We start from the raw sequence: 26,155 nt of genomic DNA, 5'->3' as shown, positions 1-26,155 counted from the left end.
CCGGACCGACGGCGTCGGCGTGTCAGAGCAGGCAGGACGGCCCGAGCAGCGCCTTGAGGTCGCCGAACAGCGCCGGCGACTTCTCGACCCGCAGCCCGTCGCCCGCGCGCACGACCGTGGTCTTGCCGGGCTCGAGGACCTGGACGTGCACCTCGGCCGAGCCGGGGTGCGTCGCGAGGACCTCGCGCAGGCGCAGGATGATCGGCTCGACGCAGCGCGTGTGCGAGACCTTCACGGCGAGCGGCGACTCGGCGCCCACGGTGATGTCCGGGAGCGAGACCTCCATCGCCTGGAGCTGCATCGTGTCGTCGCGCCGACGCACGCGCCCGCGCAGGACCACGACCTGGTCCTCGGCGAGGACGGTCGAGTACGCGAGATACGTCTCGCCGAAGAACATGACCTCGACGGCGCCCTCGAGGTCCTCGATGGTCACCGCGGCCCACGGGTTGCCGTTCTTGCTCATCTTGCGCTGGAGCGACGTCACGAGGCCGGCGATCGTCACGGTGGAGCCGTCGGGCCGGCCCTCGTCGGCGAGGAGGTTCGCGATCCCGGTGTCCGCGGCGCGCGTCAGCACGTGCTCGAGCCCGGACAACGGGTGGTCGGACACGTACAGGCCGAGCATCTCGCGCTCGAACGCGAGGCGCTGCTTCTTGTCCCAGTCCGGGAGGTCGGGCACGTCGACGGAGAACGACATGCCGTCCTCGGCGTCGGCGCCCCCGAAGTCGGCGAAGAGGTCGAACTGGCCCTCCGCCTCCTTGCGCTTGACGCTGATCACCGAGTCGACGGCCTGCTCGTGCACGACGAGCAGGGCGCGCCGCGCGTGGCCGAGCGAGTCGAACGCGCCTGCCTTGATGAGCGACTCGATGGTGCGCTTGTTGCACACCACGGCCGGCACCTTGTCGAGGAAGTCGGTGAACGACGTGAACGCGCCCTTCTCCTCGCGCGTGCGGATGATCGCGTCGACGACGTTCGCGCCGACGTTGCGCACGCCCGTGAGACCGAAGCGGATGTCGCCGCCCACCGCGGTGAACTTCGCCGCGGAGTCGTTCACGTCCGGCGGGAGCACGGTGATGTGCATGCGGCGGCACTCGTTGAGGTAGAGGGCCAGCTTGTCCTTGTCGTCGCGCACGCTCTGCAGGAGCGCCGCCATGTACTCCGTCGGGTAGTTCGCCTTGAGGAACGCCGTCCAGTAGGCCACGAGGCCGTACCCGGCGGAGTGCGCCTTGTTGAAGGCGTAGCCCGCGAACGGGACCAGCGTGTCCCAGACCGCCTGGATCGCGGCGTCGGAGTACCCGCGCTCCCGGCAGCCCGCCTGGAACGGCACGAACTCCTTGTCGAGGATCTCCTTCTTCTTCTTGCCCATCGCGCGCCGCAGCAGGTCGGCCTGTCCGAGCGAGTACCCGGCGAGGATCTGCGCGGCCCTCTGGACCTGCTCCTGGTAGACGATGAGGCCGTAGGTCTCGTCGAGGATCTCCGCGAGAGGCTGCTCGAGCTCCGGGTGGATGGGCTCGATCTTCTGCAGCCCGTTCTTGCGCAGCGCGTAGTTCGTGTGCGAGTTCATGCCCATCGGGCCCGGGCGGTACAGCGCGATGACGGCCGAGAGGTCGTCGAACTTGTCCGGCTTCATCTGGCGCAGGAGAGCACGCATGGGGCCGCCGTCGAGCTGGAACACGCCCAGCGTGTCACCGCGCGCGAGCAGCTCGTACGACGCCTTGTCGTCGAGCGTGAGCGACTCGATCTCGATCGGCTCCTTGCCGTTCATCTCGATGTTCTCGAGCGCGTCGTCGAGGATCGTGAGGTTCCGCAGCCCGAGGAAGTCCATCTTGATGAGGCCGAGGCCCTCGGACGTCGGGTAGTCGAACTGCGTGATGACCGCGCCGTCCTGGGGACGGCGCATGATCGGGATGATGTCGATGAGCGGGTCGCTCGACATGATGACGCCCGCGGCGTGCACGCCCCACTGCCGCTTCAGCCCCTCGATACCCCGCGCGAGCTCGACGACGCGCTGCGCCTCCGGGTCGGTGTCGTGGAGCTGGCGGAACTCCGCCGCCTCGGAGTACCGCTCGTGCTTCGGGTCGAAGATCCCCGACAGGGGGATGTCCTTGCCCATGACGGCCGGCGGCATCGCCTTGGTGAGCTTCTCCCCCATCGCGAACGGGAAGCCGAGGAGCCGTGCCGAGTCCTTGAGGGCCTGCTTGGCCTTGATCGTCCCGTAGGTGACGATCTGGGCGACGCGGTCGTCGCCGTACTTCTCGGTGACGTACCGGATGACCTCCCCGCGCCGACGCTCGTCGAAGTCGACGTCGACGTCGGGCATCGAGACGCGCTCGGGGTTGAGGAACCGCTCGAAGATCAGCCCGTGCTCCAGCGGGTCGAGCTCGGTGATGCCCATGAGGTACGACGCCATCGAGCCTGCGGCGGACCCACGGCCGGGGCCGACGCGGATGCCCTGGTCCTTGGCCCAGTTGATGAAGTCGGCGACCACGAGGAAGTACCCCGGGAAGCCCATCTGGATGATGACCTCGGTCTCGTACTGCGCCTGCTTGCGCGCCGCGTCCGGGATGCCGTTCGGGTAGCGGCGGTGCAGCCCGCGCTCGACCTCCTTGACGAACCAGCTCGTCTCGTCCTCGCCCTCGGGGACGGGGAACCGCGGCATGTAGTTGGCCTTCGTGTCGAACGACACCTCGCACTGCTCGGCGATGAGCAGCGTGTTGTCGCACGCCTCGGGGAGCTCCGCGAAGACCCGGCGCATCTCGGCCGCCGACTTCACGTAGTAGCCGGTGCCGTCGAACTTGAACCGGTCCGGGTCGTCGAGCGTCGAGCCGGAGTTGATCGCGAGCAGCGCCTCCTGGCTGGAAGCGTCCTCCTCGCGCACGTAGTGGAGGTCGTTCGTCGCGACGAGGCGCGCCCCGATGGTCTCCGCGAGGCGCAGGAGGTCCTTCGTGACCCGTGTCTCGATGTCGATCCCGTGGTCCATGAGCTCGACGAAGAAGTTCTCGCGGCCGAAGATGTCCTGGAGCTCGCCCGCCGTCCGCACCGCCTCGTCCCACTGGCCGAGGCGCAGGCGCGTCTGGATCTCGCCCGACGGGCACCCGCTCGTCGCGACGAGGCCCTTGCCGTAGCGCTGGAGGAGGTCGCGGTCCATGCGCGGCCACTTGCCCATCTGCCCCTCGAGCGACGCGAGCGACGACGCCCGGAACAGGTTGTGCAGACCCTCGTTGTCCTTCGCGAGCAGCGTCATGTGCGTGTACGCACCGCGCGCCGACACGTCGTCGGACTCCTGCCCCTGCTGCCCGAACCGCACGCGGGTCTGGTCGAACCGGCTCGTGCCCGGCGTGACGTACGCCTCGACGCCGATGATCGGCTTGATGCCCTTCGCCTGCGCCCGCGACCAGAACTCGAACGCCCCGAACACGTAGCCGTGGTCCGTCGTCGCGATGGCCTTCTGGCCCAGGCGCTCGACCTCGTCGAACAGGTCCCCGATCCGGGCCGCACCGTCCAGCATCGAGTACTCGGTGTGGACGTGGAGGTGGACGAAGTCCTCGGTCGCGGTGGGCATGCACCGATCTTAGGCGTGCCCCACCCACACCCGGGCGAGGTCGCGGCGGGTCGTGCGGCACGTCACGCGAACGGCGCGCGGTGCCCCGCCGAGAGGGGTCAGACGTCCGTCGTCAGGGTCTTGGCGGCGTCGCGGTGGTCGATGCCCGCGTCGAGGTAGACGGGTCCGGACACGGCGTACCCGAGCCGCTCGTAGAAGCCGATCGCCTGGACCTGGGCGGAGAGGAGGACGCGCACGGCGCGGCGTCCGTCCGGCCCTGGGACCGCGTGCTCGGCGAGCGCGACCTCCTCCAGCGCGCGCATCACCGCGACTCCCGCGCCGGTGCCGCGCGCGACCGCGGCGACCGCGACCCGGCCGACGTGCACCTCTCCCGGGTGCGCGGGGTCCGTGAGGAGCCGGCCCGTGCCGACGACGTCCCCGCCCCGGTCGCGGTCCCGGACGAGCACGTGCGTGGTCGTCTCCGCGGTGTCCAGGTCGTCGATCTCCTCCTCGACCGGCACCCCCTGCTCGTCGACGAACACCGCGAGCCGCAGCGCGTGCGCGGCGGCCAGCCCGGCGTCGTCGGCCACGCGCTCCACGGCGAGCCGGGCGTCGCCCGGCCCCGAGGCGGCGACGGTCACGCGTACGCCCCGCGCAGCACCTCGAGCGCGTGCGCGAGGTCGTCCGGGTACTCGCTCGTCAGCTCGAGCCACTGCCCGGTCGTGGGGTGCTCGAACCCGAGGCGCATCGCGTGCAGCCACTGGCGCGTCAGGGACACGCGCGAGGCCAGCACCGGGTCGGCACCGTACGTGAGGTCGCCGACGCACGGGTGCCGCAGCGCGGAGAAGTGCACCCGGATCTGGTGCGTGCGACCCGTCTCGAGGTGCACCTCGACGAGGGACGCGGCGGGCAGCATCTCGAGCACCTCGTAGTGCGTGACCGAGGGCTTGCCCTCCGCCGTGACCGCGAACTTCCAGTCCGCGCTGGGGTGCCGCCCGATCGGCGCGTCGATGGTCCCGGTGGTGGGCTCGGGATGGCCCTGGACGAGCGCGTGATAGACCTTCTCGACCGTGCGCTCCTTGAAGGCGCGCTTGAGCGCGGTGTACGCGACCTCGCTCTTCGCGACGACCATGAGTCCCGACGTCCCGGCGTCGAGGCGGTGCACGATGCCCTGGCGCTCCGCGGCGCCCGACGTCGAGATCCGGTACCCCGCGGCCGCGAGGGCGCCGACGACGGTCGGGCCCGTCCAGCCCGGCGACGGGTGGGCCGCGACCCCGACGGGCTTGTCGACGACCACCAGGTCGTCGTCGTCGTGCACGATGCCCATGCCCGGCACGGGTTCCGCGACGACCTCGACGGCGGGCGCGGCGTCGGGCACGTCGACCTCGAGCCACCCGCCCGGGACGAGCCGGTCGGACTTGCCGACCTCGCGCCCGTCGAGGCGGACGGCGCCGCCTGCGGCGAGCTCTGCGGCCCGCGTCCGCGAGAGGCCGAGGAGCCGGGACAGCCCGGCGTCGACCCTCTCGCCCGCGAGGCCGTCGGGCACCGGGAGCGACCGGAGGCTCACCGCGCCCCCTCGTCGTCGGTCCGCGTGGCGGTCGGCTCGGGTGCGGGCCCGGACGTCGGCTCGACGGCGTCGTCGGCGCTCGTCCCGGCGCCCGCGTGGTCGCCGCCGTGGCGCGTCCCGTCCAGCCCGACGCCGAGCACCGACAGGACGGCGATCATCACGGCCGCGGCCACGATCGCGATGTCCGCGACGTTGCCCACGAACCAGTTCGCGTAGGCGATGAAGTCGACGACGTGCCCGCGCGCGAAGCCGGGCTCCCGGAAGAAGCGGTCGACGAGGTTCCCGAGCGCGCCGCCCAGCAGGAGGCCCAGCGCGACGGCCCACGCGCGCGAGCCGATGCGGCTCACCATGCGCACGATGACGACGACGACCGCGACCACGACGATGGTCAGGAGCCACGTCATGCCGGTCGCGATGGAGAGCGCCGCACCGGGGTTGTAGATGAGCCGCAGCCCGAGCAGCGACCCCACCAGCGGGATCGTGTCGTCGCCCAGCGTGAGGCTCGACTCCGCCCACCACTTGGTGAGCTGGTCGAGCACGAGGACGAGGACGGCGAGGACGACGGTCCACACGACCAGGACGCGTCGCGGACCGCGCCGGACGGCTCCTGCGGCGAGGTCGGCGGGCGCCTGCGGGGAGGCGTCGGCGGGGTCGGTGGGCTCGGGGCGCGCGGAGGTGGACATCGGCCGCAAGTCTGCCACGTCGTCGCCCCGGTCGACGCGGCCCCGCGACGCGTCGGCGCTCAGCGCCGCTCGGCGCGCTGCTTGGCCTCGACCGAGAGGTTCGCGCGCGGGAACGCCTGGAGGCGCGCCTTGCCGATCGGCAGCCCCGTCTCCTCGCACGTCGCGTACGTGCCGGCCGCGATGCGGTCGAGCGCGTGCGACGTCTGCGCGAGGAGGTCGCGCACGTTGTTGACGAGCGTCAGCTCCTGCTCTCGCTCGAGGGCGCTGGACCCGGAGTCCGCCTGGTCGTCGCCGGCGCCGTCACCGGAGTGCCGCAGGAGGTTCGACAGCTCCTCGTCCGCGACGGCGAGCTCCCCCTCCAGCCGCTCCTTCTCGGCGAGCAGCTCCGCGGCGAGCTCCTCGGCCTCCCGCAGGGTCCAGGGCTCCTCCCCGTCGCGCACGGGGAAGGACTTGACGTCCTTCGCGAGGTTCGGGAAACGGTCGCGCACGGCCGAACGGGCCGCGGTGGTGAGCTTGGTCATGTCGCCCCTCCAAGTTCGAGTCACGCGAGAGTAGACGCAGCGGCCGGTACGCACAACACACCACGCCGGTCCGCCGAGGCGGGAGAGAAGGCGTAGGTGCGTGGCGTACCGGCCGCTGCCGGACGGTCGACGCAGGTGCTAGATGCCGGGAGCGAGGTCGCTCGTGCGGCTCGCCCCGCCGACGTTGCTGCGCGGCGGGAGGGCGCTGCCCCGGTTGTCCAGGTCGCCCAGCAGGTTCTGCAGGTAGCTCTTGAGACGCGTGCGGTAGTCGCGCTCGAAGATCCGCAGCTCGTCGATCTTGCGCTCGAGGAGCGAACGCTCCTGCTCGAGCTGCGAGAGCGTGCGGTGCGAGGTCTCCTCGGCCTCGCGCACGATGCGCGAGCCCTCCTCCTTGGCCTCCGCGATGAGGCGGTCACCCTCCTCCTGGCCGGAGCGCACGTAGTCGTCGTGCAGCTTCTGGGCCAGCTGGAGCATGCCCGTCGCCGACTCGGGCTCCGCCGCGTTCTTCGTGACGACGGCCTGCGAGATCGGGGCGGCGCGCACGGGCTCCGGCTCCGGCTCGGGCGCCTTCGGCGTCTCGACGACGGGGGGCTGCACCGCAGCGCTGGACGCGTCGGCTCGGCTGAGCTCGGCGAGACGACGCTCCGCCGCGGCGAGCTTCGCCTTGAGGTCCTCGTTCTCCTCCTGCACGGAGTTGAGGGTCCTCACCACCTCGTCCAAGAAGTCGTCGACCTCTTCGACGTCGTAGCCCTCGCGGAACTTCGTCGCCGAGAACTTCTTGTTCAGGATGTCCTCTGCAGTGAGCAGTGCCATCGGTTCACCTCATAGCGTTTGCGTGTCGGTCCGGGCGACCTCGCGATCACCAGACTCCAAAGTAGCGGACATTGCCCTCAGGGGCGGGAGCAGCCGCGCCGTCGCGCGCCGTCGAACCGTGCCGACGGCGTGCAGCGTGCGCGGGCGTGCGGTGGGGGTCGGGGCGAACCGGACGTAGCGGCCCTGTACGGGCCGCCCGGACACCCCGATCGGGTGACGTGCGTCTCAGAGCGAGGACACGACCTGCGCCGCGATCGTCACCGCGAAGAACAGGATGATGAATGCGAGGTCGAGGCGCACCTGACCCAGCGAGAGCGGCGGGATGAGCCGACGCAGCGCGCGCAGGGGCGGGTCCGTCGCCGAGTAGATCACCTCGGCGAGCACCAGCAGGACCCCCCGGGGCCTCCAGTCGCGAGCGAAGAACTGCACCCAGTCGAACACGAGCCGACCGATGAGCAGCAGCAGGTAGAGCCAGAGCAGGAATCCGACGATGCCTGTGATGAGGTCCCAGATCACGGGTCAACTGTGCCAGACGCACCGCCCCCGGCCCCGCCGGGGACACGCGCTACGCCCAGGGCGGACGCGCAGGAGGGACGGGCGCGTCACCGCGCCCGCCCCTCCGTGCGTGCGGCGCGTGCTCGGCGGGTCACCGCGCCGCGCGCACGCTCAGCTCTGGTTGTAGAAGCCCGCGCGACCGGGGGCCGGCGCGGCGGTCTGCTCCTCGCCGGTGATCTCGACGTGCTCGGGCGAGAGCAGGAACACCTTGTTGGTGACGCGCTCGATGGCCCCGTGCAGCCCGAAGATGAGGCCCGCGGAGAAGTCGACGAGGCGCTTCGCGTCCGCGTCGTCCATGTCCGAGAGGTTCATGATCACCGGGGTGCCGCCGCGGAACGCCTCGCCGATCACGCGCGCGTCGTTGTACGACCGCGGGTGCACCGTCGTGATCCGCCGCAGCTCGGCCGCCGACATGCTCGTCTGCGGCACCTCGCGCGGCCCGAGCGCGCGGTGCAGCGGCGTCACCGGTGCCTGGTAGTCGTGCGCCACGTCCGCCCCCGTCTCGTCGAGCTCGTCGACGTACTCGTCCTGCTCGTCCTCGCCGCGATCATCAGCGAGGCCCAGATACAGCATGGTCTTGCGCAGCGCTCCCGCCATGGGCCTTGCTCCGTCCTCGATCGATCCTCGGTCCACCGGCCGTCGGACCGGTGCGTTCACGCTAACCGAGGGTGCGCGGCGAGCCCCGGACGACACGCCCGGCGTGCGCAACCTCGTGCGGAGGTCGGACCGAGCCGTCTCACGCGCCGGTGAGCGCCACGAGCCCGGCGAACCGACCGGTCGTCGTGCCGCGGCGCGCCGCCCGACGGTGCGAGAAGAACCGCTCGTCCTCGATCGTGCACGCCGGGACGCGCACGACGTCTGCCACGCCCGCCGCGACGAGGTCGGCGACGACCCCCGCGGGCAGGTCGAGCGCCGGCGTCCCCCAGGACGTCGTCGACCACGTGGCCGGACGCGCGAGCGCGACGTCGTCGCGCATCCACGCGGGCACCTCGTAGCACCGCCCGCACGCACTCGGCCCGACGGCGGCCCGCACCCGGTCGACCCGCGCGCCGGCGGCGACCAGGGCGCCCAGCGCCGCGTCGACCACCCCGTGCGCGAGGCCACGGCGCCCGGCGTGCGCGACGCCGACGACGCCCGCCTCGGCGTCCGCGAGGAGGACGGGCACGCAGTCGGCCACGAGGACGCCCAGACCCACGCCGCGGGACGGGGCGACGAGAGCGTCGGCCTCCCCCACCGTGTCGACGGGGTCCGCACCGCGCGGCGCAGGTTCCACCGTCGCGACCCGGGTGCCGTGGACCTGCGTCGCGAAGGCCGGGTCCGCACCGAGCCACGCGGCTGCCCGCGCGCGGTTCGCGCGCACCCGGTCGGCGTCGTCGGTCACGTTCAGCCCGAGGTTGAGCGTGTCCCACGGCGCCGGCGAGAGCCCGCCGTCACGCGTCGTGAAGCCGGCGCGCACCCCCGGCCCGAGGTCCACCTCGAGCACGACGGGAGGGGCGGCGCCGTCGGCACCACCCCTCCCGTCGTGCACGGTCCCGGCGCTCACACGGCCCCGCACCGCGCCACGCGGTCGCGCACCGTCACTTGAGGAAGTCGGGCACGTCGAGCTCCTCGACCTTGCGGCGCGGGGGCTCCTCGTCGAAGATCCGCGGGGGCACGTCGACGCCCTCGTTCTGCCCGCCCGGCACGGCCTCCGCGTTGTGGTTCCCGGCGTCGCCGGAACCGACCACGGTGAACGGCGCGGGGGCGACCGGCTGCACCGGCACCGGGCCGTGACCGCCGTCGAGCGTGACGGGGACGTCGTCGGCCTCCGGCTGGATCGGCACGACCGGCCGCGGCAGCGTGTGCGCGCCCGTCGTCGGTGCCGGCGGCACGGCCCGCGCGGCGGGCACGACCGGGATCGCGCTCGTCGCGGGGCGCTGGGCGCCGGCCACCTGGCCGAGCGCCCGCGCGTCGCCCCGCACCTGCGGGGCACCGCCGTCGAAGCCGGCCGCGATGACGGTGACACGGACCTCGTCGCCCAGCGCGTCGTCGATCACGGCGCCGAAGATGATGTTCGCCTCGGTGTGCGCGGCCTCGTGGACCAGGCGCGCCGCCTCGTTGATCTCGAACAGGCCGAGGTCGGAACCACCCTGGATGGAGAGCAGCACGCCGTGGGCGCCGTCGATGCTCGCCTCGAGGAGCGGCGACGAGATCGCCATCTCGGCGGCCTGCACCGCGCGGTCGTCGCCCCGCGCGTTGCCGATGCCCATGAGGGCGCTGCCCGCGCCCTGCATGACGGACTTGACGTCCGCGAAGTCGAGGTTGATGAGACCGGGGGTCGTGATGAGGTCGGTGATGCCCTGGACACCGGACAGCAGCACCTGGTCGGCCTGGTGGAACGCCTGCAGCGCGCTGACGTTGCGGTCCGACATCGACAGGAGGCGGTCGTTCGGGATGACGATGAGGGTGTCGACCTCGTTGCGCAGGTTCTCGATGCCCTGGTCCGCCTGGACCGAGCGGCGGCGGCCCTCGAACGTGAAGGGCCGCGTCACGACGCCGACGGTCAGCGCGCCGAGCGAGCGCGCGATGCGGGCGACGACCGGTGCGCCGCCCGTGCCGGTGCCGCCGCCCTCGCCCGCCGTGACGAAGACCATGTCCGCGCCGCGCAGCACGTCCTCGATCTCCTCGGCGTGGTCCTCGGCGGCCTTCTTGCCGACCTCGGGGTCGGCGCCGGCGCCGAGACCGCGCGTGAGCTCGCGACCGACGTCGAGCTTGACGTCCGCGTCGGACATGAGGAGCGCCTGGGCGTCCGTGTTGATGGCGATGAACTCGACACCCTTGAGGCCGACCTCGATCATCCGGTTGACGGCGTTCACGCCCCCACCGCCGATGCCGACCACCTTGATCACTGCTAGGTAGTTCTGCGGAGTTGCCACGTCAATGCCTCTCGATCGGTCAGCCCTGAACCTTCACCCTCAAGTAGAGGGTTATAGTTATGTCAGGTCGTTCATGGGTCGACCGTAGGTGTCGACGTGCCCATCATCAACGACCGTCTCGCGCGTGTCGGGGATCGCCACGCGCGCATTCACCGCGTCACCGGGAGCCGTGGGGCCGAGACGTCGTACACGGTGACCCCCGCGTTCTCCGGGACGGCCCGGAGCGTCTGCAGGACGCGCACCTTCAGCGCCGCCTCCTCGGAGCTCCCCCACTCGACGACGACGCCGTCCCGCAGCGTCATGCGGACCGCGTCGCGCGTCGGCGCCGAGACCTCCGCGACCTGCGCGTGGAGGTCCGCCGGGAGCGCGTTGAGCAGCACGAGCGCGGCGTCGAGCGCCCGCGCCCCCTGGTCGTCGAGCGGCGCGTCGATCTCCGGCAACCCCTCGGGCACGACCGGGTCGGTGCGCACGTGGACGCCGTCGGCGTCGAGCAGCGCGAAGCCGTCGTCCACGGGCACCGCCACGACGGGCTCGCGCGACTCGAGGAGCACAGCGAGCCCCGAGGGCCACGCACGCCGGATCTCGACGTCGCGCACGCCGTTGAGGCCGAGCACCTGCTCGCGCAGCGCGACCGTGTCGAGCCGCGGCAGCGGCACGCCGTCCGCGGCGGCGACCACGTCGCGGACCTGCTGCGGGTCGATCACCGTGCCCTCGCCGGAGACCGTGACCTTGTCGAGGTCGAGGCCGAGCACGGGCGAGAAGAACGCCACCCACGCGAGACCGGCGACGACGAGGAGCGCCGCGACCCAGCCGAGGACGCGCGTGCGGACCCGGTGACGGCGCATCGCGTCGCGCTCGGCGAGCCGCTCGGCCATGCCGTGCGAGACGACCCCGATCGGGGCGGCGGACGCGCCGCGCGGTACGGACGTCGTCGTGCCCGTGGCCCGGCCGCCGCCACCGCGCGCGGCCGGAGGACGACCGGTGCCGGGTCGGCCGCCCGACGAGCGCACGAGCTCGGAGCCCGGCGCCGCGACGCGGCGCACCGGTCGCGTCGGCGTGTCCTCGACCGGCGCACGGCGCGCGCCCGCGGGCGGGGCCGGCTTCGCGGAGCTCGGGGCCGGCTTCGCGGGGCCCGGAGCCGCGGACCGTCCGGCCCGTTCGCCCGCGCCCGACCGGCCCGGCCGCGGCGCGGCGGGACGAGGCTGGGGCGGCGGACGCATCAGGCCTCGCCTCCTCCGGGCGCCGGGGCGCCGTCGCGACGCGCGCGGAGGCGCTCGAGGACGACGGCGCCCAGCTCCGTGACGTCCCCCGCCCCGACGGTGAGCACGAGGTCTCCCGGGCGGGCGGCGTCCGCGATGCGGCGGGCCGCCTCGACGCGGTCCTCGACCGCGTCGACGACCACGCCGGGAGCGTCGACCAGGTCGGTGATCGTGCGCGCGCTCACGGCCGGGTCCGGCTCCTCGCGCGCCGCGTAGACGCCCGTGACCACGACCTCGTCCGCGCCGGCGAGCGCCTGCGCGAACTCGCGGGCGAACGTCGCGGTGCGCGAGTACAGGTGCGGCTGGAACAGCACGAGCACCCGGCCGCCGGCCGCGACGGGCCGGGCGGCGGCGAGCAGCGCGGCCACCTCGGTGGGGTGGTGCGCGTAGTCGTCGACGACGCGCACGCCGCCCGCCTCGCCGCGGGCCTCGAAACGACGGCCGGTGCCGAGGAAGCCGTGCGCGGCCGCGACCGCCGCCGCCGGGTCCACGCCGAGCACGACCGCCGTCACGACGGCCGCGGTCGCGTTGAGCGCGTTGTGGTGCCCCGGCACGCGCAGCAGCAGCGCGAGCCCGTCGAGGCGCGCCGCACCGACCGTGCCCGTGAGCGACGCCCGCACCCCGGGTCGGCCCGCCTCGTCGGCGGGGGCCACGTCCGCGAGGCGCACGTCGGCGTCCGCGGCCGTGCCGTACGTGACCACCGCTCCCCCGGCCCGGGCGTGGGACGACGCGAGAGCGCGCGCCCCCGCGTCGTCGGCGCACGCGACGAGCGTCCCGCCCGGGACGATCCGCGCCGCGAAGTCGACGAACGCCTGCTCGAACGCGTCGCGCGACCCGTAGTGGTCGAGGTGGTCCGGCTCCACGTTGGTGACGACGGCGACGTCCGGGGCGTAGTTGAGGAACGACCCGTCCGACTCGTCGGCCTCGGCCACGAGGACGTCCGACCCGAGGTGGCCGCCCGCGACGGGGCCGTCCTCGGTGAGCACCGTGCCGCCGATCGCGAACGACGGGTCGAGGCCCGCGCCGCGCAGGACGGTCGCGATCATCGCGGACGTCGTGGTCTTGCCGTGCGCGCCCGCCACGGCGACGGACCGGCCGCGCGCCATGAGCGAGGCCAGCGCCTGCGAGCGGTGCAGCACGCGCAGCCCGGCCGCGCGTGCCGCCGCGAGCTCGGGGTTCGTCTCGCGCACTGCGCTCGACACCACGACGGTGTCCGCGTCGGCGACGTGCGCGGCGTCATGGCCCACCCACACCCGGACGCCGTCGGCGCGCAGCGCCGCGAGCGCGTCGCCCTCGCGCGCGTCCGAGCCCTGGACGGGCACGCCGTGCGCGGCGAGGAGACGGGCGACGACGGACATGCCCGCCCCGCCGACGCCGACGAGGTGGACCGTGCCGAGCGCCTCGAGCGCGAGCGGGCCCTCGCCCGACGCCGCCGTCACGGTCGTGCCCCCGGCGCACCGGCGACGGCCTCGGCGACGAGGTCCGCGACCCGCGCGGCGCCGTCGCGCACACCCGCTCCCGCGGCGGCCGCGGCCATCGCGTCGAGCCGGCCCGGGTCACCGAGCAGCGCGGGGACCTCGCGCGCGACCCACGCCGCGTCGAGCTGCGCGTCGTCGACGAGCAGGCCGCCACCCGCGGCGACGACGGGGCCGGCGTTGAGCCGCTGCTCCCCGTTGCCGATGGGCAGCGGCACGTAGACGGCCGGGATGCCCAGCGCCGCGAGCTCGCCCACCGTGCCCGCGCCCGCGCGGCACACGACGAGGTCCGCGACCGCGAGCGCGAGCTGCATCTCGGCGAGGTACTCGCGCACGTCGTAGCGCGCGCCGGGGTGGCCCGCGACGGCACCGGCCGCCGCCTCGCGCACCGCGCCGTCCTTGCCCTTGCCCGTCAGGTGGAGGATCTGCGTGCCCGCCCCGAGGAGCGCGCCGGCGGCACCGGAGACCGCCTCGTTGAGGCTCTGCGCCCCCAGCGAACCGCCGGTGACGACGAGCGTGCGCGCGCGGGGGTCGAGGCCGAGGCGCGCCGCGGCGTCCGCGCGCACCCCGGCGGCGTCCGCCGCCCGCGCGGCCACGAGGTCCTGGATCTCGCGGCGCAGCGGCAGCCCGGTGACGACGCCGCCCTTGAGCGGCGTGCCCTCGAACGTCACGCCGACGCGCGCGGCCCACCGGGCACCGAGGCGGTTCGCCAGGCCGGGGCGCGCGTTCTGCTCGTGGATCACGACCGGGACGTCGCGACGGCGCGCGGCGAGGTACGCGGGCGTGGAGACGTAGCCCCCGAAGCCGACGACGACGCGCGCGCCGGTCTCGTCGATGACGGCGCCCGCCGCGTCCACGGCGGACTTGAGACGGCCCGGGAGGTTGACCCACTCCGCGCTCGGGCGGCGCGGGAGCGGGACGCGCGGCACGTGCCGCAGCGGGTAGCCCCGGGCGGGGACCAGGTCGTCCTCCAGGCCGCCCGCGACCCCGAGCGCGGTCACCACCACGCCGGGCTCACGCGCCCGGAGCTCGTCCGCCACCGCGAGGAGCGGGTTCACGTGCCCCGCCGTCCCGCCGCCTGCGAGCACCACCGAACCGATCGTCGTCACGTACCTCGTCGTCCTTCCCTGCGGCAGGTGCCGCGTCCTGTCCGTCGTGCGGAGGTCTGTCGTGCGGGGCGCGGGGCGCCCCACGGGTCCGGCGTCGCGGCCGGAGCGGCCGCGACGGCCGGGGAGGTCATCGCGCGGTCCGGCGCCGGGGGCGCGCCGCCCGGCCGACGACGGCGAGCGAGCGCCGCACGACGCTCCCTCGCGCGGCGAGCGCCTCGGCCGCGCCCGGTTCCGAGCGCGCGAACGAGATGAGCACGCCGAGCGCGGCCATCGTCATGATGAGCGCGGAGCCGCCCGCCGAGACGAGCGGCAGCGGGACGCCGATCACGGGCAGGAGCCCGATGACGACGCCGATGTTGATGAACGCCTGGCCGACGATCCAGCACGCGATCCCGGCCGTCGTGATCTTCACGAAGGGGTCGGGGTGGCGGCGCACGATCCGGCTCGTGGCGACGCCGACGATGACGAACAGCCCCAGCACCAGGAGCGTGCCGAGCAGCCCGAGCTCCTCGCCGATCACGGCGAAGATGAAGTCGTTGTGCGCCTCCGGCAGGTACGACCACTTCTCGCGGCTCGCCCCGAGGCCGACGCCCGTGAGCCCGCCCGTGCCGAGCGCGTACAGACCGTGCATCGACTGGTAGCACTCGCCGAGGGTGTCGGTGCACTCGCGGTACGTCGCCATGATGCGCGAGAGCCGGTCGCCGCCCGACTGGTTGAGGATGAACACGTACCCGACGACGAACGCGGCACCGCCCGCCCCGAGGGCGAGCAGACGCCCGTCGGCCCCCGAGACGAAGAACGCCCCCGCGATGATCGCCATGACGACGAGCGCCGTGCCGAGGTCGTGACCCGCGAGCACGAGGCCCACGACCGCGACCGCGACGGGGACCGCCGGGATCAGCACGTGCCGCCACTGCCCGAGCATCCGCTGCTTGCGTCCGAGCACGACACCGAGCCACAGCGCGAGCGCGAGCTTCGCGACCTCGGCCGGCTGGAACGTGAAGAGCCCGAGGTCGATCCAGCCCGTGTTGCCGTTGACGTTCTTCGCGAGCGGCGTGAACACGAGCATCTGCAGCCCGAGAGCCACGAAGAGCGCGGGCCACGCGAGCCGCTTGTACCAGTCGACCGGCACGCGCGTGGCGACGAGCAGGACGGGCAGGCCCATGAGGGCGAACTTCGCCTGGTCGAGGAACGCCCCGAACGGCGACTTGCCCGCGGCGATCTGCGTGACCGCCGAGCTGGAGAACACCATGACGAGGCCGATGATCGCGAGCAGCGTGGTCGCGCCGACGAGCAGGTAGTAGCTCGTCACCGTGCTGTTCCACTGCCCGAGCCACGGTCGCTCGGCGGGCTCGGGCCGCGGGCGTCGCGGCTCGCGGGTCGTCGCCCGGCCCCGCGGCACCGTCCGGCTCGTGCCGGCCCGGGGGACGGTGCGCGTCGAGGGCGCGCCTCGCCCGTTCGCGGTCTGGGTCATCGGCTGCCCGGCCTACCCGTGGTCGGGGCGCAGGGCGCGCGCCGCCTCGGCGAACGCCTCGCCGCGCGCGGCGTACGAGCGGAACTGGTCCATCGACGCGCCGGCGGGCGCGAGCAGCACCGTGTCGCCGGCCTGCGCGAGGCGGCGGGCGGAGTCGACGGCGCGGGGCATCACGGTCCCAGTGTCGCCAGGATCCACGCGCACGACGGGGATATCGGGCGCGTGTCGGGCGAGCGCACCGGCGAACGGCTCGGCGTCGACGCCGATCAGCACCACCGCACGCAGCCGGTCGGCGCGCGCCGCGACGAGCTCGTCGAACGACGCCCCCTTCGCGAGGCCGCCCGCGACCCACACGACGGTGCCGGGCGCGAACGCCGCGAGGGACGCGGACGCGGCGTGCGCGTTGGTCGCCTTGGAGTCGTCGACGTAGGCGACGCCGTCGACCGAGGCGACCTGCTCGATGCGGTGCGACCCCGTGCGGAACGCGCGCAGCCCGTCGCGGACGGCGACGGCCGGGACGCCGTGCGCCCGTGCGAGGGCGGCCGCGGCGAGCGCGTTCGCCACGACGTGCGCGGGCACGACGCCGTCGGCGCCCGCGAGGTGCGACAGGTCGCCGAGCGTCGCGAGCTCGGCGGCGTGCGTGTGCCGGTCCGGCGCGTCCGCGGGCGCGTGGAACGCGCGGTCGACGAGCACGTCCTCGATGACGCCGAGCTGGCCGCGCGCCGGGGCGCCGAGCGTGAAGCCGACGGCGCGGGCCCCCTCGACGACGTCCGCCTCGCGCACGAGCGCCTCGGTGCGAGGGTCCGCGACGTTGTAGACGCACGCGACCCGGGCGTCCTCGAAGACCCGGCCCTTGTCGGCCGCGTAGGCGTCGATGCCGCCGTGCCAGTCGAGGTGGTCGGGGGCGACGTTGAGGACGGCGCCCGCCTCGGGCGACGTCGTGTGCGTGAAGTGGAGCTGAAAGCTCGACAGCTCGACCGCGAGCACCTCGAGCGTCGGGTCGAGCGCGGCCTCGGCCACGGGCGTCCCGACGTTGCCGACCGCCGCCGTCCGCAGGCCCGCGGTCCGCAGGATCGTCTCGAGCATCTCGACGGTCGTCGTCTTGCCGTTCGTCCCGGTGACGGCGAGCCAGGGCGCGGGCCGCCCCGACGGGCCGGCGACGCGCAGGCGCCACGCGAGCTCGACCTCGCTCCACACCGGCACGCCGCGCTCCGCGGCGGCCACGAGCAGCGGGTGGCTCGGGCGCCAGCCCGGCGAGACGACGACGAGGTCCGTCGCCGCGAGGTCCACGTCCGCCGCGTCGTGCAGGTCGGCGTCGGCGGCGCCGTCGTCGAGCGTGACGACCGACGCCGCGCGCGGGCGGAGCGCCGCCGCGGCGGCGCGCCCGGACACCCCGAGACCGGCGACGACGACGCGCGCACGCTCGAGCGGGACGGCGAGGTCATGGGGGTCGCGTGCCACTAGCCGACCACCCACTCGGCGTAGAAGATCCCGATGCCCAGCGCCGCGAACAGCCCGGCGATGAGCCAGAAGCGGATGACGATCGTGACCTCGCCCCACCCGGACAGCTCGAAGTGGTGGTGGAGCGGCGCCATCTTGAACACGCGGCGCCCGGTCATCTTGAAGAAGCCGATCTGGATGACGTCGGAGAGCACGATGATGACGAAGAGCCCGCCGATGATGAGCGCGAGGAACTCGGTGCGCGTGAGGATCGACAGGCCGGCGAGCGCGCCGCCGAGCGCGAGCGATCCCGTGTCGCCCATGAAGATCTTCGCGGGGCTCGCGTTCCACCACAGGAACCCGAAGCACGCGCCGACGATCGCGGCGGCCACGATCGCGAGGTCCTGCGGGTCGCGCGTCTCGTAGCAGCTCGGCCCCGCCGACGCGAGGCGCTGGCAGGTCTGGTTGAGCTGCCAGATGCCCACGAGCACGTACGAGCCGAACACGATGAGCGAGACGCCCGTCGCGAGCCCGTCGAGACCGTCGGTGAGGTTGACCGCGTTCGACCACGCGGTGATGAGGAAGTTGGCCCAGAGCACGAACAGGATCAGCCCCACCGTGACGCCCGCGAACGCGAGGTCGAGGTTCGTGTCGCGCAGGAAGGAGATGCGCGTCGACGCCGGCGTGCGGCCGTGCTCGTTGGGGAACTGCAGCGCGAGCACCGCGAACGCGATCCCGACCGCGCCCTGGCCGATGATCTTCGCGCGGGCCGTGAGCCCGAGGCTGCGCTGCTTGCGGATCTTCGTGAAGTCGTCGAGGAAGCCGACGATCCCGAGCCCCGTCATGAGGAACAGGACGAGCAGGGCGGACACGCTCGGGAACCGCCCCGAGACGACGTACGACATCGCCCAGCCGAGCAGCGTCGCGCCGATGATGACGACCCCGCCCATCGTGGGCGTCCCGCGCTTGGTGAAGTGCGCCGTCGGGCCGTCCTGGCGGACGAACTGCCCGTAGTTGCGGTGCACGAGGAACCGGATGAACAGCGGCGTCCCGAAGAGCGCGACGAGCAGGGAGACGCCCGCCGCGACGATGATCGCGATCACGCGCGTTCACCTCCTGCCGCACCGGCGCCCGCGGCCGCCAGCTCGTCGCCGAGCCGCCACAGCCCGGACCCGTTCGAGGCCTTCACGAGCACGACGTCCCCCTCCTGCAGCTCGTCGCGCAGCAGCGCGGACGCCGCCTCGACGTCGGGGACGAAGCGCGCCTCGTCGCCCCACGACCCCTCCTGGGTCGCACCGTCGTGGATCCCGCCGGCACCCTCGCCGACCACGACGAGCAGCTTGACGTTCAATCGGACCACGAGCCGGCCGATGTCGTCGTGCGCGACGCGCGAGTCCTCGCCGAGCTCCAGCATCTCGCCGAGCACGGCGACGGACCGCCGGTCGCGCCCCGCCATGACGGCGAGCGCCTTGAGCGCGGCGCGCATCGAGTCCGGGTTGGCGTTGTAGGAGTCGTCGATCACCGTGATGCCGTCGGGACGCTCGGTGACCTGCATCCGGTGCGGGCTCAGGGCGCGCGCGTCTGACAGCCGGGCCACGACGTCGGGCAGCGCGACGCCGAGGCGCAGCGCGGCCGTCGCGGCCGCGAGCGCGTTCGTCACGTGATGCTCGCCGACGAGGCCGAGGGTCACGCGCGCGCTCGTGCCCTCGCCGCGCGTCGCGTCGCCCGACGCGCCGGGGCGCACGCGCAGCGTGAAGGACGCCCGGCCCGTGCGGTCGATGCCCAGGTCCTCCGCGCGCACGTCCGCCGCAGGGATCGTCCCGAACGTGACGACCTCCCCCGGCGCGACGTCGGCCATCGCCGCGACCCGCAGGTCGTCCGCGTTGAGCACGGCCACGCCGCCGGGCGCGAGGCCCGTGACGATCTCGGACTTGGCGCGCGCCACGGCCTCGATCCCGCCGAACTCGCCCAGGTGAGCGCTGCCCACGACGAGCACGACCGAGACGTCCGGGGGCGCGATGCGCGTGAGGTAGGTGAGGTGACCCACGCCGCTCGCGCCCATCTCCAGCACGAGGAACCGCGTGGACTCGTCGGCCTCCAGCACCGTGAGCGGCAGGCCGATCTCGTTGTTGAACGACCCGCGCGGCACCACGGTGGGGCCCTCGGGGCGCAGGAGCTGGCCGAGCAGGTCCTTCGTCGTGGTCTTGCCCACGGAACCCGTGACGCCGACCACGCGCACGTCGCCGCGCTCGCGCAGCGTCGCGAGCACGTGGCGGGCCAGCTCGCCGAGCGCGGCCTGGACGTCGTCCACGACGACGCACGGCACGTCGAGCTCGCGCGCGGCGAGGACGAGCGTCGCGCCAGCCTCGACGGCGCCGGCGGCGTAGTCATGACCGTCGACGTGCTCGCCCGGCAGCGCCACGAAGAGCGACCCCGGCGCGACCCGGCGCGAGTCGACGACGACGGGCCCCCCGACCCGGACCTCCGGGTCGGCGGACAGGCGTCCGCCGGTCGCTGCGGCCACCTGCGCCGCAGTGAGCTCGATCATGCGTGGTGCTCCTTCAGGTCGGGGGTGTCGTGGGGCGGCGTCGTCGCGGGGCGCTCCTCGAGCGCAGCGCGCGCCTCGACGCGGTCGTCCAGGGGGTGGTCGACGCCGGCGATCTCCTGCCACACCTCGTGGCCGCGGCCCGCGACGAGCACCGTGTCGTCCGGGCCCGCGGCGAGGATCGCCTCGCGGATCGCCCGGGCGCGGGGCGCGACCTCGAGCACGACGACGTCGCGCGGCTCGGGTGCGGCGGCCGCGGCCTCGCGCGCCGCGTGGGCGCCGGGCAGCACCTCCGCGCGGATCGCGGCCGGGTCCTCGCCGTGCGGGTCGTCGTCGGTCACGACCACGACGTCGGCGCCCTCGACCGCGACGCCGCCCATCGTGGGCCGCTTGCCGCGGTCCCGGTCGCCGGTCGCGCCGAACACGACCACGAGCCGGCCCGTCGTGGTGGGCCGCAGCGCGTCGAGCGCGAGGGCGAGAGCGTCCGGGTTGTGGGCGAAGTCGACGACGACGCGCGGCCGGTGGGGTGGCTCCGAGACGACCTCCATGCGGCCCGGGACCGCCGGGTCGAGCCCGCCGGCCGCCGCGAGGGCCGTCTCGAGGTCGCGCGCGTCCGTGCCCGCCTCGAGCACGAGGGCCAGGGCGAGGGCGGCGTTGGCGACGTTGAAGTGCCCGGGCAGCGACGTCGTCGTGCGCACGCTCCGGCCGTCGCGGTGCCGCAGCGTGAACGTCGAGCCACCTGCCTCCGACGGCTCGACGTCGTGCACGGTCCAGTCCGCCGCGGGCTGCTCGTCGCCCGCCGCGCTGGGGCTCACGCGCAGCGTGGCGACCGGGACGCGCGCGGCCGAGACCATGCGTTCGCCCCACGCGTCGTCGACCACGACGACGCCGCGGCGCGCGTGCTCGGGCGTGAACAGCAGCGCCTTGGCCTCGAAGTACTCCTGGAGGTCGCCGTGGAAGTCGAGGTGGTCCTGGCTGAGGTTCGTGAAGCCCACGACGTCGTAGACGAGCCCGTCGACGCGGTGGAGCGCGAGCGCGTGCGACGAGACCTCCATCGCGAGCGTGCGCACGCCGTCCTCGCGCATCGCCGCGAGCAGGGCCTGGAGGTCGGCCGCCTCCGGGGTCGTGAGGCGGCTCGGCAGCACCCGGTCGCCGGAGCGCATCTCCACGGTGCCGATGAGGCCGCCCGTCCAGCCGAGCGCGCGCAGCGCGTGGTCGACGAGGTACGTCGTCGTGGTCTTGCCGTTCGTGCCCGTCACACCGAACGTCGTGAGGTCCTGCGCGGGGGCGCCGTACACCCAGGCCGCGACGGGGCCGAGGAGCGCGCGGGGGTCGGGGGCGACGAGCACCGGCACGTCGAGGCCGGCGTCCGCGAGCAGGTCGGCGCCCTCGGCGTCCGTGAGGACCGCACGGGCGCCGCGGCCCACGGCGGCGGGCGCGAACCGCGCCCCGTGCGCGCGGGCGCCGGGCAGCGCCACGAAGAGGTCGCCCGCGTCGGCGGCGCGGTCGTCCGACGCCACCGACCACACCTCGGCGGAGCCCGGTGCGGCGGCCGCGCCACCCGCGCGGACGTCGAGCCCGAACCGTGCTGCCAGGTCCGCCACCGACCGACGGGTGGTCGTGGCAGGGCGAAGACGGTCGATCGGGGATGTCACGTGTAGAACCTACCGTGCCGGGACGGGCCGCCCCGCAAGCCCGCTGGCGGCTGCACCCGGGTCGGGGCGCGCTTCACGGGACCTTCACCGGGGACCGGGAGAGGGGCGGTGAGGTTCACCACGTCGTCGGGAGCGGCACGTAGGGCTCGGTGCTCGGCTGGACGCCCTCGTGCTCGAGGGTGAAGCCCATGATCTCGCTGAACACCGGGGCCGCGACGACGCCACCGAAGATCGACGAGTGCGGGTTCTTGAGGAACACCGACACGGTGAACCGCGGGTCGTCCGCGGGCGCGACGCCGATGAACGACGCCATGATCCCGGACAGCCGCCCGTCGTCGCCCGCCGCCTCCGCGGTGCCGGTCTTGCCCGCGACGCGGTAGCCGGGCACCGAGGCGCTCGAGCCGGTGCCCTCCTCCACGACGGACTCCATCATGTGCAGCACCGTGTCCGCCGTCTCCTGGGACACGACGCGCTCCGGCGTCGGACGCTCCGCGGGCACGAGCTCGCCGCGCTCGTCCGTCGTCCCGGCGACGATGCTCGGCGTCGCGCGGACCCCGCCGTTCGCGATCGTCGAGAAGACGCTCGTCGCCTGGATCGCGTTGACCGACACGCTCTGGCCGAAGAGGACCGCGTACTCGGTGCGGCCGTCCCACGAGTCCGCGGGGTGCAGGATGCCCGCCGACTCGCCGGGCAGCCCGAGGCCGGACTTCTGGCCGAAGCCGAACTTGCGCAGGTAGTCGTAGCGGACCTGCTTGGGGATCTTCTCGCCGACCTGGACCGTGCCCGTGTTCGACGACTCCGCGAGGATGCCCGCGAGCGTCAGGCGCTCGACGGGGTGGTCGTGCGAGTCCTTGAACGTCTGACCGTTCGGGGTGGTGTAGCGGTCGGGCACCTCGAACCGCGACCCGGCGTCCGCGTGGCCGCCCTCGATGGCCGCCGCCATCGTGATGACCTTGCCCGTCGACCCGGGGTCGAACACGTTCGCGACGGCGCGGCTCGGGCGGGCGACGGCGTCCGTCGAACGGTCGTTCGGGTTCACCGTGCCCGAGTCCGCGAGCGCGAGCACCTCGCCCGTGCGGACGTCCTGCACGACGGCGATCGCGTACTCCGCCCCCGTCTCGCTCACCGCCCGGTCGATCGCGTCCTGAGCCTTCCACTGCACGTCGCGCACGGTCGTGAGGCGCACGTTCAGGCCGGGCACCGCCTCGACGACGTCGCACCGACCCGTCGGGATGAGCTGTCCGCCGAGCCCTGCCTCGCACCGGCGCGAGCCCGGCGTCCCGGCCAGGACGTCGTCGTACGACGCCTCGATGCCGCCGCCGCCCGTCTGCTCGTCGTTGACGAAGCCCACGAGGTTGCCGGCGACCGTGCCCGCCGGGTACGTGCGCTCGCTCGTCATCGTCGTGCTGACGAACGCGGACAGCCGCAGGTCGGCGATCTGGCGCTGCACCTCGGGCGTGACGTCCTTCTCCAGGACGAGGTACCGCGACGTGCCGACGAGGTCGGCCGCCAGTTCGACCGCGGACCGGTCGAGGATCGGGGCGAGCAGCTTCGCGACGCCCACCGCCCCGCCCTCCTCGAGCGGCTCGCCGTTGACCAGGTCGCCGGCACGGGGCTCGAAGCGCGCGATCGCCTGGAGGTCGGCCGCGACGGTGTACCGGTCCACGGAGGTCGCGAGCACCACGCCGTCGGCGTCCGTGATGTCGCCGCGGTGCGCGATCGTCGTCGAGCTGCGCGTGCGGTCGTTCTGGGCCTCGGCCGCGAGCGCGGGCCCGCGGAGGACCTGGACGTTGACGAGCTGCGCGATGAACACCGCGGTGATCACGCCCGCGACGACGATGAGCCAGCGCTGCCGACGCTCGGGCCGGCCGGGCTCGCGGGTCCCTCGGGCCGGACGGGCCGGCGGGCGGCCGGCCCCGCGCGGCGCCCGCGACACCGGGGCACGCCCCGACGTGCTGCGCGTGGTCGGCACGCGACCGGACGTGGTGCGCGCCGTCGAGGCGCGACCGGACGCGGCGCGCGCCGAGGCGGTGCCCGTCGAGGCGGTGCGCGCGGGCACGGGACCTCCGGAGCGAGCACCCGCGGCCCGACCGGTGGACGCAGGACGGCCTCCCGAGGAGGCCCGGGAGGCCGCGGTGGCGGGACGGGGGCGCGGGGCGCCCGCCGCCGGTCGTGACCGGCCGGTGCGCCCGGCACCCGTGCCCTGCGTCACTCCCCCGCCCCCTCCTGCGCCACGCCGAGCACCGTGCCGTCGGACAGGCGGACCATCGCCGGGTCCTGCGCCTCGACCATGCCGAGCCCGCGCGCGGTCTCCGGCAGCGCCGTCCTCTGCTCGGCGACCTGCAGCTGCAGGCTCTGCGTGTCCTGGGCCACGCGACTCACCTCCCGGCGCAGCTCCGACATCTCGTAGGAGTTGCGCGCCATCGTCGTGTTCACCAGGAGAGCACACAGGAGCGCGGCGCCGAGGATCGACATGCAGACGACGAGGAACGGGACCTTGGACCGCGCCTGCAGCGGCGCCCGGACGAGCTCGAGACGCGAGCGCAGCGCCCGCTCGGACGCGCCGCCCGGCAGGGCGGTCAGCGACGGGCGCGGTGCGGGCGCCGGCCGGGCCGGGCGCGGGAGCGGGCGGGCGGCGGTCGACCTCTGTGCGCTCATCGTGTCGTCTCCCCCGGGTCGTGCGGTCGGTCGGTCGGTCGGTGGCCGGGCGCCGGCGAGCGGCGAACGGCGGACGGGCGGCGGTGCGGCGGTGTCGGGCGGGTGCGCTCGGCGGCACGCAGGCGCACGGACGCGGACCGCGGGTTCGTCTCGCGCTCCCCGGCCGGCGCCTCCTCGGCCCCCCGGGTCAGCAGGCGCAGGTACGGCTCGTCCTGCTCGGGCACGACCGGCAGGCCGGCGGGCGCGCTGATCGTCGCGCCGGCGGCGAGCACGCGCTTGACGATGCGGTCCTCGAGCGAGTGGTACGACTCGACGACGATGCGCCCGCCCACGGCGAGCACGTCCACCGCGGCGGGGACCGCGCGCTCGAGGACCTCGAGCTCGCCGTTCACCTCGATGCGCAGCGCCTGGAACGTGCGCTTGGCGGGGTTGCCGCCCGTCGTTCGGGTGGCCGCCGGGATCGACGCGCGGACGAGGTCGACGAGGTCCGCGCTGCGCTCCCACGGCTGCTGCTCGCGCCGGCGCACCACGGCCCGCGCGATCCGCTGCGCGAACCGCTCCTCGCCGTAGTCGCGCAGGATCCGGGTGAGCGCGCGCTCGTCGTACGTGTTGAGCACGTCCGCGGCCGTGAGGCCCACGGTCGGGTCCATGCGCATGTCGAGCGGTGCGTCGTGCGCGTAGGAGAACCCGCGCTCCGTCTCGTCGATCTGGAGCGAGGAGACGCCGAGGTCCATGAGCACGCCCTGGACCGGTGCGCCGACCACGTCCGCGACGACGTCCTCGATCTCGTCGTACACGGCGTGCACGGCGCGGAAGCGGTCGCCGAACCGGGCGAGCCGGCGCGACGCGCGGTCGATCGCCTCGGGGTCGCGGTCGATGCCGACCACGCGCGCCGTCGGCACCTGCTCCAGGACGGCCTCCGTGTGGCCGCCCATGCCGAGCGTGCAGTCGACGAGCACGGAGCCCGGCTCGCCGAGCGCGGGCGCGAGCAGGTCGACGCAGCGCTGGAGGAGGACCGGGACGTGCCGCTCGGCGGCGTCGTCGGGGGTGCTCGTCACGTCCTCCTCCTCTCCGTGCTGGTCGTCGTGCTGCGGTGCTGCTGCTGGTCGTGCTGTGCTGCGGGCCCCGTACGGTCAGGTCTCCCTCCGCGTCCTTTCTGGCGCCGGGGAAGTGCGCCAGACCGGGCGGGAGGAGGCCTCACCGTGCGGAGCCGGTGGTGCTCGGCCCTAGAAGCGCAGGTCCGGGAACACCTCCTCCGCGGTGTCGGAGTACGCCGACTCCTGCTCCGCGAGGTACGTCTCCCACGCCTGCGCGTCCCAGATCTCGACGCGCGTGCCGGCGCCGATCACGGCGACGTCGCGGTCGAGCCCCGCGTACGCCCGCAGGGGCGCGGGGATCGAGACACGTCCCTGCTTGTCCGGGATCTCGTCGCTCGCCCCCGAGAGGAAGACGCGCAGGTAGTCCCGGGCCTGCTTGCTCGTCACCGGCGCCTGCCGGATCTGGTCGTACATGCGCCGGAACTCGTCCATCGGCAGCAGGAACAGACAGCGCTCCTGCCCCCGCGTCATGACGAGACCCGGTGCGAGCCGCGACCGGAACTTCGCGGGGAGGATGAGCCTCCCCTTGTCGTCCAGACGCGGCGTGAAGGTGCCCAGGAGCAGGCCGGAGGAACCGCCGAGCACGTCGTCCACGAAGCCGGACATGCACCTGGCACCTCCCCTCCTGCTCCCTTCTGCTCCACGGTACTCCACTTCCCTCCACCGCTCTCGGCGAAAGTCCCAGGTTTCACCCGTCTTCGCAGGATCTCCGCAGGTCAGACGGGCTGGAGCGCGGTGGAGGGGAGGACTCCCCAGGGCGCGTCGCGGCCGCGTCCGGCGGGACCGTCGTCGGGGGGCGACCGCTTCCAGGAGCCGTCCGACGGGTCCTGGGCGGCGGCGCCCGGCGCCCG

22 protein-coding genes are annotated in these 26,155 nt (G+C 74.2%); all 22 read right to left on the bottom strand.

The features are described 5' to 3' along the window. Positions 1-22 precede the first annotated feature (22 nt). The 22 genes from dnaE to mraZ all read right to left on the bottom strand — a co-directional run bounded on the left by dnaE (position 23) and on the right by mraZ (position 25,868). Positions 23-3,559, bottom strand: coding sequence for a DNA polymerase III subunit alpha (gene dnaE, locus BXA05_RS18130; protein ID WP_061267591.1), 3,537 nt, complete (start codon positions 3,557-3,559; stop codon positions 23-25). 98 nt (positions 3,560-3,657) lie between these two features. Then, complete coding sequence (locus BXA05_RS18125; protein ID WP_076406551.1) at positions 3,658-4,179, bottom strand: GNAT family N-acetyltransferase; 522 nt, start codon at positions 4,177-4,179, stop codon at positions 3,658-3,660. After that, positions 4,176-5,105 carry an RluA family pseudouridine synthase gene (locus tag BXA05_RS18120; protein ID WP_043655591.1) on the bottom strand — a complete coding sequence of 310 codons (930 nt, stop codon included), beginning with the start codon at positions 5,103-5,105 and terminating at the stop codon, positions 4,176-4,178. The genes BXA05_RS18125 and BXA05_RS18120 overlap by 4 nt, the downstream gene beginning before the upstream one ends. After that, a complete protein-coding gene (locus BXA05_RS18115; protein ID WP_083712015.1) occupies positions 5,102-5,788 on the bottom strand; it encodes a signal peptidase II in 687 nt (228 codons plus the stop codon). Before BXA05_RS18115 ends, BXA05_RS18120 begins: the two co-directional genes overlap by 4 nt. Before the next feature lie 59 nt (positions 5,789-5,847). Then, positions 5,848-6,309, bottom strand: a complete 462-nt coding sequence (locus BXA05_RS18110) for a TraR/DksA family transcriptional regulator (RefSeq protein WP_021482712.1) — start codon at positions 6,307-6,309, stop codon at positions 5,848-5,850. Between the two features lie 138 nt (positions 6,310-6,447). After that, positions 6,448-7,122: a DivIVA domain-containing protein gene (locus BXA05_RS18105; protein WP_061267590.1), complete on the bottom strand. Its 675-nt coding sequence runs from the start codon at positions 7,120-7,122 to the stop codon at positions 6,448-6,450. Between the two features lie 225 nt (positions 7,123-7,347). Continuing rightward, entirely contained in the window at positions 7,348-7,638 is a 291-nt protein-coding gene (locus BXA05_RS18100) for a YggT family protein (protein WP_240696747.1), read from the bottom strand. A 150-nt stretch (positions 7,639-7,788) separates the two neighbouring features. Next, the gene (locus BXA05_RS18095; RefSeq protein WP_009861904.1) at positions 7,789-8,274 is read right to left on the bottom strand and encodes a cell division protein SepF; all 486 of its coding nucleotides are present in this window, start codon (positions 8,272-8,274) and stop codon (positions 7,789-7,791) included. Between the two features lie 139 nt (positions 8,275-8,413). Continuing rightward, positions 8,414-9,220, bottom strand: coding sequence for a peptidoglycan editing factor PgeF (gene pgeF / locus BXA05_RS18090; RefSeq protein ID WP_244550511.1), 807 nt, complete (start codon positions 9,218-9,220; stop codon positions 8,414-8,416). 34 nt (positions 9,221-9,254) lie between these two features. Continuing rightward, entirely contained in the window at positions 9,255-10,592 is a 1,338-nt protein-coding gene (ftsZ, locus tag BXA05_RS18085) for a cell division protein FtsZ (protein ID WP_076406550.1), read from the bottom strand. Positions 10,593-10,741: 149 nt separating this feature from the next. Continuing rightward, positions 10,742-11,812 (bottom strand): cell division protein FtsQ/DivIB, encoded by a 1,071-nt coding sequence (locus tag BXA05_RS18080; protein WP_076406548.1) that lies wholly within the window; start codon positions 11,810-11,812, stop codon positions 10,742-10,744. After that, positions 11,812-13,290, bottom strand: a complete 1,479-nt coding sequence (murC, locus tag BXA05_RS18075; RefSeq protein WP_076406547.1) for a UDP-N-acetylmuramate--L-alanine ligase — start codon at positions 13,288-13,290, stop codon at positions 11,812-11,814. Before murC ends, BXA05_RS18080 begins: the two co-directional genes overlap by 1 nt. Next, a complete protein-coding gene (murG, locus tag BXA05_RS18070; RefSeq protein WP_128957523.1) occupies positions 13,287-14,435 on the bottom strand; it encodes an undecaprenyldiphospho-muramoylpentapeptide beta-N-acetylglucosaminyltransferase in 1,149 nt (382 codons plus the stop codon). Before murG ends, murC begins: the two co-directional genes overlap by 4 nt. A 127-nt stretch (positions 14,436-14,562) precedes the next feature. Beyond that, positions 14,563-15,909, bottom strand: a complete 1,347-nt coding sequence (gene ftsW, locus BXA05_RS18065; protein WP_082774411.1) for a putative lipid II flippase FtsW — start codon at positions 15,907-15,909, stop codon at positions 14,563-14,565. 12 nt (positions 15,910-15,921) lie between these two features. Next, positions 15,922-17,370, bottom strand: coding sequence for a UDP-N-acetylmuramoyl-L-alanine--D-glutamate ligase (gene murD, locus BXA05_RS18060; RefSeq protein ID WP_076406545.1), 1,449 nt, complete (start codon positions 17,368-17,370; stop codon positions 15,922-15,924). Continuing rightward, entirely contained in the window at positions 17,370-18,452 is a 1,083-nt protein-coding gene (gene mraY, locus BXA05_RS18055; RefSeq protein WP_021483305.1) for a phospho-N-acetylmuramoyl-pentapeptide-transferase, read from the bottom strand. The genes murD and mraY overlap by 1 nt, the downstream gene beginning before the upstream one ends. Next, positions 18,449-19,897: a UDP-N-acetylmuramoyl-tripeptide--D-alanyl-D-alanine ligase gene (locus BXA05_RS18050; protein ID WP_076406544.1), complete on the bottom strand. Its 1,449-nt coding sequence runs from the start codon at positions 19,895-19,897 to the stop codon at positions 18,449-18,451. Before BXA05_RS18050 ends, mraY begins: the two co-directional genes overlap by 4 nt. Next, positions 19,894-21,549, bottom strand: a complete 1,656-nt coding sequence (locus BXA05_RS18045) for a UDP-N-acetylmuramoyl-L-alanyl-D-glutamate--2,6-diaminopimelate ligase (RefSeq protein ID WP_076406542.1) — start codon at positions 21,547-21,549, stop codon at positions 19,894-19,896. The genes BXA05_RS18050 and BXA05_RS18045 overlap by 4 nt, the downstream gene beginning before the upstream one ends. Positions 21,550-21,664: 115 nt before the next feature. Then, positions 21,665-23,608: a peptidoglycan D,D-transpeptidase FtsI family protein gene (locus tag BXA05_RS18040; RefSeq protein WP_143311202.1), complete on the bottom strand. Its 1,944-nt coding sequence runs from the start codon at positions 23,606-23,608 to the stop codon at positions 21,665-21,667. 149 nt (positions 23,609-23,757) lie between these two features. Beyond that, positions 23,758-24,207, bottom strand: a complete 450-nt coding sequence (ftsL, locus tag BXA05_RS18035) for a cell division protein FtsL (RefSeq protein WP_061267582.1) — start codon at positions 24,205-24,207, stop codon at positions 23,758-23,760. Beyond that, entirely contained in the window at positions 24,204-25,265 is a 1,062-nt protein-coding gene (gene rsmH, locus BXA05_RS18030) for a 16S rRNA (cytosine(1402)-N(4))-methyltransferase RsmH (RefSeq protein WP_076406540.1), read from the bottom strand. Before rsmH ends, ftsL begins: the two co-directional genes overlap by 4 nt. 168 nt (positions 25,266-25,433) lie before the next feature. Next, positions 25,434-25,868, bottom strand: a complete 435-nt coding sequence (gene mraZ / locus BXA05_RS18025; protein ID WP_031316739.1) for a division/cell wall cluster transcriptional repressor MraZ — start codon at positions 25,866-25,868, stop codon at positions 25,434-25,436. Between the last annotated feature and the right edge of the window lie 287 nt (positions 25,869-26,155).

This window comes from Cellulosimicrobium funkei, assembly GCF_900155925.1.
GTDB classification, from domain to species: domain Bacteria; phylum Actinomycetota; class Actinomycetes; order Actinomycetales; family Cellulomonadaceae; genus Cellulosimicrobium; species Cellulosimicrobium funkei.
This window is presented reverse-complemented; position numbering and strand designations above follow the sequence as displayed.

What these genes read in the sequence shown, in the direction of transcription:
- dnaE (WP_061267591.1), bottom strand. Translation starts at nt 3,559, where the DNA reads ATGCCCACCGCGACCGAGGACTTCGTCCACCTCCACGTCCACACCGAG.
- BXA05_RS18115 (WP_083712015.1), bottom strand. Translation starts at nt 5,788, where the DNA reads ATGTCCACCTCCGCGCGCCCCGAGCCCACCGACCCCGCCGACGCCTCC.
- BXA05_RS18110 (WP_021482712.1), bottom strand. Translation starts at nt 6,309, where the DNA reads ATGACCAAGCTCACCACCGCGGCCCGTTCGGCCGTGCGCGACCGTTTC.
- BXA05_RS18105 (WP_061267590.1), bottom strand. Translation starts at nt 7,122, where the DNA reads ATGGCACTGCTCACTGCAGAGGACATCCTGAACAAGAAGTTCTCGGCG.
- BXA05_RS18095 (WP_009861904.1), bottom strand. Translation starts at nt 8,274, where the DNA reads ATGGCGGGAGCGCTGCGCAAGACCATGCTGTATCTGGGCCTCGCTGAT.
- BXA05_RS18080 (WP_076406548.1), bottom strand. Translation starts at nt 11,812, where the DNA reads ATGCGTCCGCCGCCCCAGCCTCGTCCCGCCGCGCCGCGGCCGGGCCGG.
- ftsW (WP_082774411.1), bottom strand. Translation starts at nt 15,909, where the DNA reads ATGACCCAGACCGCGAACGGGCGAGGCGCGCCCTCGACGCGCACCGTC.
- BXA05_RS18050 (WP_076406544.1), bottom strand. Translation starts at nt 19,897, where the DNA reads ATGATCGAGCTCACTGCGGCGCAGGTGGCCGCAGCGACCGGCGGACGC.
- ftsL (WP_061267582.1), bottom strand. Translation starts at nt 24,207, where the DNA reads ATGAGCGCACAGAGGTCGACCGCCGCCCGCCCGCTCCCGCGCCCGGCC.